At 70.9% G+C, this 5,124-nt stretch carries 6 protein-coding genes and 2 pseudogenes; 2 read left to right on the top strand and 6 right to left on the bottom strand.

The window, feature by feature from the left end; genetic code table 11:
• Nucleotides 1-319, top strand: a pseudogene (locus tag ACYVE9_RS14975) (transketolase); the annotation flags it as partial.
• A gap of 27 nt (nt 320-346) precedes the next feature.
• On the opposite strand, the gene ACYVE9_RS14980 reads toward ACYVE9_RS14975, so the two are convergent.
• Complete coding sequence (locus tag ACYVE9_RS14980) at nt 347-1,300, bottom strand: alpha/beta fold hydrolase (protein ID WP_461028336.1); 954 nt, start codon at nt 1,298-1,300, stop codon at nt 347-349.
• 398 nt (nt 1,301-1,698) lie between these two features.
• Between ACYVE9_RS14980 and ACYVE9_RS14985 the strand changes: the two genes are divergently transcribed.
• Nucleotides 1,699-2,901 (top strand): acyl-CoA dehydrogenase family protein, encoded by a 1,203-nt coding sequence (locus ACYVE9_RS14985; RefSeq protein ID WP_461028337.1) that lies wholly within the window; start codon nt 1,699-1,701, stop codon nt 2,899-2,901.
• 27 nt (nt 2,902-2,928) lie between these two features.
• Here the strand turns inward: ACYVE9_RS14985 and ACYVE9_RS14990 are convergent, their stop codons facing one another.
• The 5 genes and pseudogenes from ACYVE9_RS14990 to ACYVE9_RS15010 all read right to left on the bottom strand — a co-directional run.
• Nucleotides 2,929-3,501: a GAF domain-containing protein gene (locus ACYVE9_RS14990; protein ID WP_461028338.1), complete on the bottom strand. Its 573-nt coding sequence runs from the start codon at nt 3,499-3,501 to the stop codon at nt 2,929-2,931.
• A complete protein-coding gene (locus tag ACYVE9_RS14995; RefSeq protein ID WP_461028339.1) occupies nt 3,452-4,072 on the bottom strand; it encodes a GTP-binding protein in 621 nt (206 codons plus the stop codon). The genes ACYVE9_RS14990 and ACYVE9_RS14995 overlap by 50 nt, the downstream gene beginning before the upstream one ends.
• The gene (locus tag ACYVE9_RS15000; protein WP_461028340.1) at nt 4,050-4,424 is read right to left on the bottom strand and encodes a DUF742 domain-containing protein; all 375 of its coding nucleotides are present in this window, start codon (nt 4,422-4,424) and stop codon (nt 4,050-4,052) included. Before ACYVE9_RS15000 ends, ACYVE9_RS14995 begins: the two co-directional genes overlap by 23 nt.
• Nucleotides 4,425-4,428: 4 nt before the next feature.
• Entirely contained in the window at nt 4,429-4,845 is a 417-nt protein-coding gene (locus tag ACYVE9_RS15005) for a roadblock/LC7 domain-containing protein (RefSeq protein WP_461028341.1), read from the bottom strand.
• A gap of 66 nt (nt 4,846-4,911) precedes the next feature.
• Nucleotides 4,912-5,124: pseudogene (locus tag ACYVE9_RS15010) on the bottom strand (hypothetical protein); the annotation flags it as partial.

The following is a 5,124-nucleotide window of genomic DNA, read 5'->3' on the forward strand; positions in this document are numbered from 1 at the left end:
GCTGGACAACGTGCTGGCCGCGACGGTCGGCTTGGACGTGACCGTGCTGTACGCCGCCACCGTCCGACCGTTCGACGGCGACGGGCTGCGGGCGGTGCTGCCCTCGCCGGAGGCCGGGGTGGTGCTGGTGGAGCCGTACCTGGCCGGCACCTCGGCCGCCGTGACGGCCGAGGCACTGGCGGACCGGCCGCACCGGGTGCTGGGGCTGGGCGTCGCGCGCCGGGAGCTGCGGCGCTACGGCGAACCGGCGGAGCACCTCACGGCCCACGGTCTGGACCCGGCCGGGCTCCGGGAGCGGATCACCGCCTTCGTGCGGTGACCCGCTCGCGCGGTGCCCGGGCCGTGGTCAGGACGTGCCGCCGCCACCGGCGGGCATGGACCGGCGGTCGAGCCAGGCCGTCAGGTCGGCGTGCACCTCGTCGCGGTCGGTCTCGTTCAGGATCTCGTGGCGGGCCCCCGGATAGGCGTGCCAGCTGAGTTCCGACAGGCCCGCGTACCGCAGGTCCTCGAGCAGTTCGTAGACGAGTGTCATGCCCTGGTGCAGCGGGTCCGCCTCGCCGACGGCGATGTGCACCGGCAGGTCCCGGGGCATGCGGGCGAGTGCCTCGGGAGCGTTGATCTTGCGGGAGCCGAGCACCCAGTCCAGGGCCAGTCCGGCGCTGAACGGGAAGCCGCAGAGCTCGTCGGCGACGTACCGGTCGACCTCGGCGACGTCCCTGGAGAGCCACTCGAAGCCGGTGCGGTGGTCGAACGCGTTGTTGAGCGAGCCGAACAGCTCGGGTACGAAGGCGGACGCCGCGTCCCGGCCGTGTGCGTCGATCTCCGCGCCGAGTCGGCGCAGGGCGGTCTCCGTCTCGCAACCGGGCAGCGAGCGGAAGGTGCCGGAGAGCAGCAGCCCGGCGAGCCCGGCGCCGTACTCCTGCGCGTAGTCCCGGGCGAGCTGCGACCCCATGCTGTGGCCGAACAGGAAGTGCGGCACCCGCCCGGGGCCCGGCAGGGCGGTGAGGGCGGCCTCCGCGACGGCCTTGAGGTCGTCCACGACGGTCCGCCAGCCGCTCTCGCCCACCACACCCGGGCCACCGGTGTGTGCGGCGGTGGCGCCGTGGCCGCGGTGGTCGGAGGCGACCACCGCGTAGCCGTGTGCGGTGAGGTGCCGGGCGAAGCGGTCGTAGCGTGCGGCGTGTTCGGCCGCGCCGTGGGCGATCTGCACCAGCGCCCTCGGCGGGCCGTCGGGCAGCCACCGGTAGGTCGCGACGGGCGTGCCGTCCGAAACCCGGGTGAAGGTGTCCGGTTCTCTCACGTGTCCTCCTGCTGACTCACGGGGTCGCTTGCATCACTTTGGCCCCGGACGGAGAGATCACGCCAGGCCAACACGGGGCGCGCACGCCCCCTTTGCGCGCCCCCTCTTGCGCCTTTGCGGTTGATGTGAGCCGATACTCAAGGGTCACCGGGCTATGCCACTGGGTAATGCTGCGGGGACCACCCCCCGCGCTGCAAAGGGCAACCTGGCACCCCCCGGATCCTCCGACGGAGAACCGGACCGCAACGGAGAGGGTTTCGGACAAAGTTCCAAAAGGACGTTTCCGCAGGCGACTTGATGAAGACGATGTTGAAGTCGGCCGTGGGAACGGGGGTTGCTGCCGATGTACAGCCCCCGTCTGGCAGGCATACGGGGAGCGCAACTCGGAAGGGCTCGTCATGGATCGCTGCTTCACGGACCGACGACACCAGGAACTGCGCGCACAAGTAAGAGAGTTCGCCGAGAGGGAGGTGAGGCCGCGGATACCCGACATGGAAGCCGCCCGCAGTACGGCCCATCCGCTCTCCCGGCTGATCGCCCGTCAGGGCTGGATCGGCGCGACCGTGCCGAGGGCCTACGGCGGGATGGGGGAGGGGCACCTCGCGAAGACCGTGATCATCGAGGAGCTGTCCCGGGTCAGCGGGGCCATGGGCGCCATGGTGCAGGCGTCCCAGCTGGGGGTCGCGAAGATCATCCACTTCGGGAACGAGGAGCAGAAGAAGCACTGGCTGCCGGCTGTGGCCGCGGGCGACTGCCTGCCGACGATCGCGGTCACGGAACCGGAGTCGGGCGGTCACGTGCTCGGCATGACCGGCAGCGCGGTCCGGGACGGTGACGACTACGTACTCAACGGCAGCAAGGTCTACGTGGGCAACAGCCACGTGGGTGACCTGCACGGTGTGGTGATGCGCACCGGCCCCGGCTCCGGCGGTCTCTCGGCGTTCCTGGTGGAGTCCGACCGCCCCGGCTTCTCCCTGGGCGCCCAGCAGCCCGCTATGGGGCTGCACGGGTTCAGCTTCGGCGAGCTGCGGTTCGACAACTGCCGCGTGCCGGCGGCCAACCGGTTGGGGCGGGAGGGCGAAGGGCTCGCCGTGGCGTACTCCTCCAGCGTGCTCTACGGCCGGGCGAACCTGACCGCGGTGTCACTCGGCATCCACCAGGCGATCCTCGACGAGACCACCCTGTTCTGCACCGAACGGCGCCGGTACGACGCTCCGCTGGGGCAGCTCGGCTCGGTGAAGATGAAGCTCGGCCAGATCCAGTCCCGGCTGATGACCGCCCGTCTCGCCGCGTACCACGCCGTGCACCTGCTGGACAACGGTGAGCCCTGCGACGCGGAACTGATGAACGCCAAGCTGGTCAACGTCGAGTACGCCCTGGACTCGGCGCGGGACGCCATGGAGATCCACGCCGCGGCGGGGCTGTTCACGGACCGTCCGGTCGAGCGGTACCTGCGCGACGCGCACCACATCTTCGCCCCCGCCGGCACGTCCGACGTGCAGCGCCTGCGGTTGGGTGAGGTCGCCCTCGGAACCGCCAAGGGCGAGTGGTCCCAGAAACTCACCGAGCTGGTGCGGCGAGAGCCCGAACCGGTCGGCTGAGCCGTCGCCCCCACCCGTCCCGTCCGCTCAGGAGGCGTGTTCCCGCCGGTGGATCTGGTCCACCAGTTCGGCTGCCATCGACTTGATGGTCTCCAGACCCTGGCGGCCCCACGGTCGCGGTTCCTGGTCGACCACGCAGACCGTGCCCAGCGCCATGCCGGTGCGGTCGATCAGCGGTGCGCCGAGGTAGGAGCGGATCCCGATCTCGTCGACCACCGGATTGCCGGCGAACCGGGGGTAGTCGCAGACGTCCTCCAGCACGAGCGCCTTGCGCCGCACGATGACGTGCGGGCAGTAGCCGTGGTCCCTGGCCATCACCCGCCCCGGCTGCGCGGTCGCCGGGGCAGGGCCCAGCTCCACCGCGCGCTCCGCGCCCGGGGTGTAGAGCCCGGCGAAGTACTGCCGGTGCTCGTCGATGAAGTTGACCATGGCGTACGGCGCGCCCGTCACCCGTGCGAGGTTGCGGGCGAAGTCGTCGAACTCGGGCACCGGTGCGTCCCCGATGCCGAGTTCCCGAAGCCGGACCACACGTGCGGGGGCCTCCGCGTCCTCAGGGGTGAGGAGCAGGTGACTCGTGGGGTCGTACGACGCTTGCGGCATGCGTGCTCCTGGTGTCGATCAGATGCTGGACGAGGGAAACAAGGATCTGCGTGGTGGAACTGGCGTGCCGGGCGTCGCACATCACCACCGGCACTTCGGGTTTGAGGTCCATCGCGCTGCGGACCTCGTCGGGCGTGTAGCGGTGGGCGCCGTCGAACTCGTTGACGGCCACGATGAAGCCCATGCCGCGCCGCTCGAAGAAGTCGACGGCCGAGAAACAGTGCTCCAACCGTCTGGTGTCGGCCAGAACCACGGCACCCAGCGCGCCGGTGCACAGTTCGTTCCACATGAACCAGAAGCGCTCCTGGCCCGGGGTGCCGAACAGGTAGAGCACGTGGCGGTCGCTGAGGGTGATGCGGCCGAAGTCCATCGCCACCGTGGTGGTCGTCTTGGACTCCACGCCCTCCAGGCTGTCGGTGGCGGCGCTGACCTGGGTGAGCAGCTCCTCGGTGCTGAGCGGTTCGATCTCACTGACCGCCCCCACGAACGTGGTCTTGCCGACGCCGAACCCCCCTGCGATGAGGATCTTCACAGCGGTCGGGAACGGGTCAGAGCCGTGCACGGAGTCCATGCAGCACCGCCTCCAGCAGGTCTCGGTCGGACGAGTCGGCACCCAGCCGGACAGGTGCCTTCGCGGTCAGCGCGCCGCAGTCGACGAGGTCCGACAGCAGGACCTTCGTCACGACGGCGGGCAGCCTTATGTGGGCGGCGATCTCCGCCACCGAAGTGGGGCCGTGGCAGAGCCCCAGCACCTGGACGTGGTCGGGTCCCAGGTGGCTCAGGGCCCGGGAGCCGGTGGCCATGACGAGTGTCAGCAGGTCGAACTTGGCGGACGGCCGGGTACGGCCGTTGCTGACGGTGTACGGCCGGATCAGCCGACCCGCGGCGTCGTCGAGCCACGGTCCCTTCTCGTGTTCCCCCATGGCCTCAGCGCCCCACAGAGTTCCGCGCCGGTGTGGCCAGATATGGACGCACGCTCTTCACGAGCATCGCCATCTCGTAGCCCAGCACGGCCGCGTCGGCGTCCCGGGCCGCCAGCACCGCCAGGCAGGCGCCCTGCCCGGCGGTGGAGACGAACAGCAGGGTGGTGTCGAGTTCCACCACGACCTGCCGGACCTCACCGCCGTCGCCGAAGCGCACGCCGGCGCTGCGAGCCAGCGAGTACAGCCCCGAGGCGAGAGCCGCCAGGTGGTCGGCGGTGTCGGTCTCCAGGCCGTGTGCGGCCTTGACCAGGCCGTCGGAGGAGAGGAGCAGTGCGCTGCGGGAGTGCGGTACGCGCTGGACGAGTCCGGTCAGCAGCCAGGACAGGTCCGTGCTGTGACCGATGGACGCTTCGCCAACCATGATCGCGTGTTCTCCTTCGAGGTGGGGGCCGGGCACGGGCGTCCCCTGCCAGGGGCCGGCTGGAAACTAGCGGGAACTGGGTGCGGGGCCGGGCCCCGAGGGGTCGTCGTCCGCGAGGCTGGTGCCGCGTCGGAACGCGGCCATCAGCCCGGGATCGTGCTGCGGCTCCGGTTCGTCGGTGGAGCGAGGAGCGGGGGGCGGGTCGCGCAGCTCCGGCACCAGGTGCTCCTGGCGCCGCCGGCGCGGGAGTTGCGGCCGCTCGGTGTGGTGGTGGGCGGG

It is taken from the genome of Streptomyces sparsus (genome assembly GCF_054776295.1).

What these genes read in the sequence shown, in the direction of transcription:
- ACYVE9_RS14985 (WP_461028337.1), top strand. Translation starts at nt 1,699, where the DNA reads ATGGATCGCTGCTTCACGGACCGACGACACCAGGAACTGCGCGCACAA.
- ACYVE9_RS14990 (WP_461028338.1), bottom strand. Translation starts at nt 3,501, where the DNA reads ATGCCGCAAGCGTCGTACGACCCCACGAGTCACCTGCTCCTCACCCCT.
- ACYVE9_RS14995 (WP_461028339.1), bottom strand. Translation starts at nt 4,072, where the DNA reads ATGGACTCCGTGCACGGCTCTGACCCGTTCCCGACCGCTGTGAAGATC.
- ACYVE9_RS15000 (WP_461028340.1), bottom strand. Translation starts at nt 4,424, where the DNA reads ATGGGGGAACACGAGAAGGGACCGTGGCTCGACGACGCCGCGGGTCGG.
- ACYVE9_RS15005 (WP_461028341.1), bottom strand. Translation starts at nt 4,845, where the DNA reads ATGGTTGGCGAAGCGTCCATCGGTCACAGCACGGACCTGTCCTGGCTG.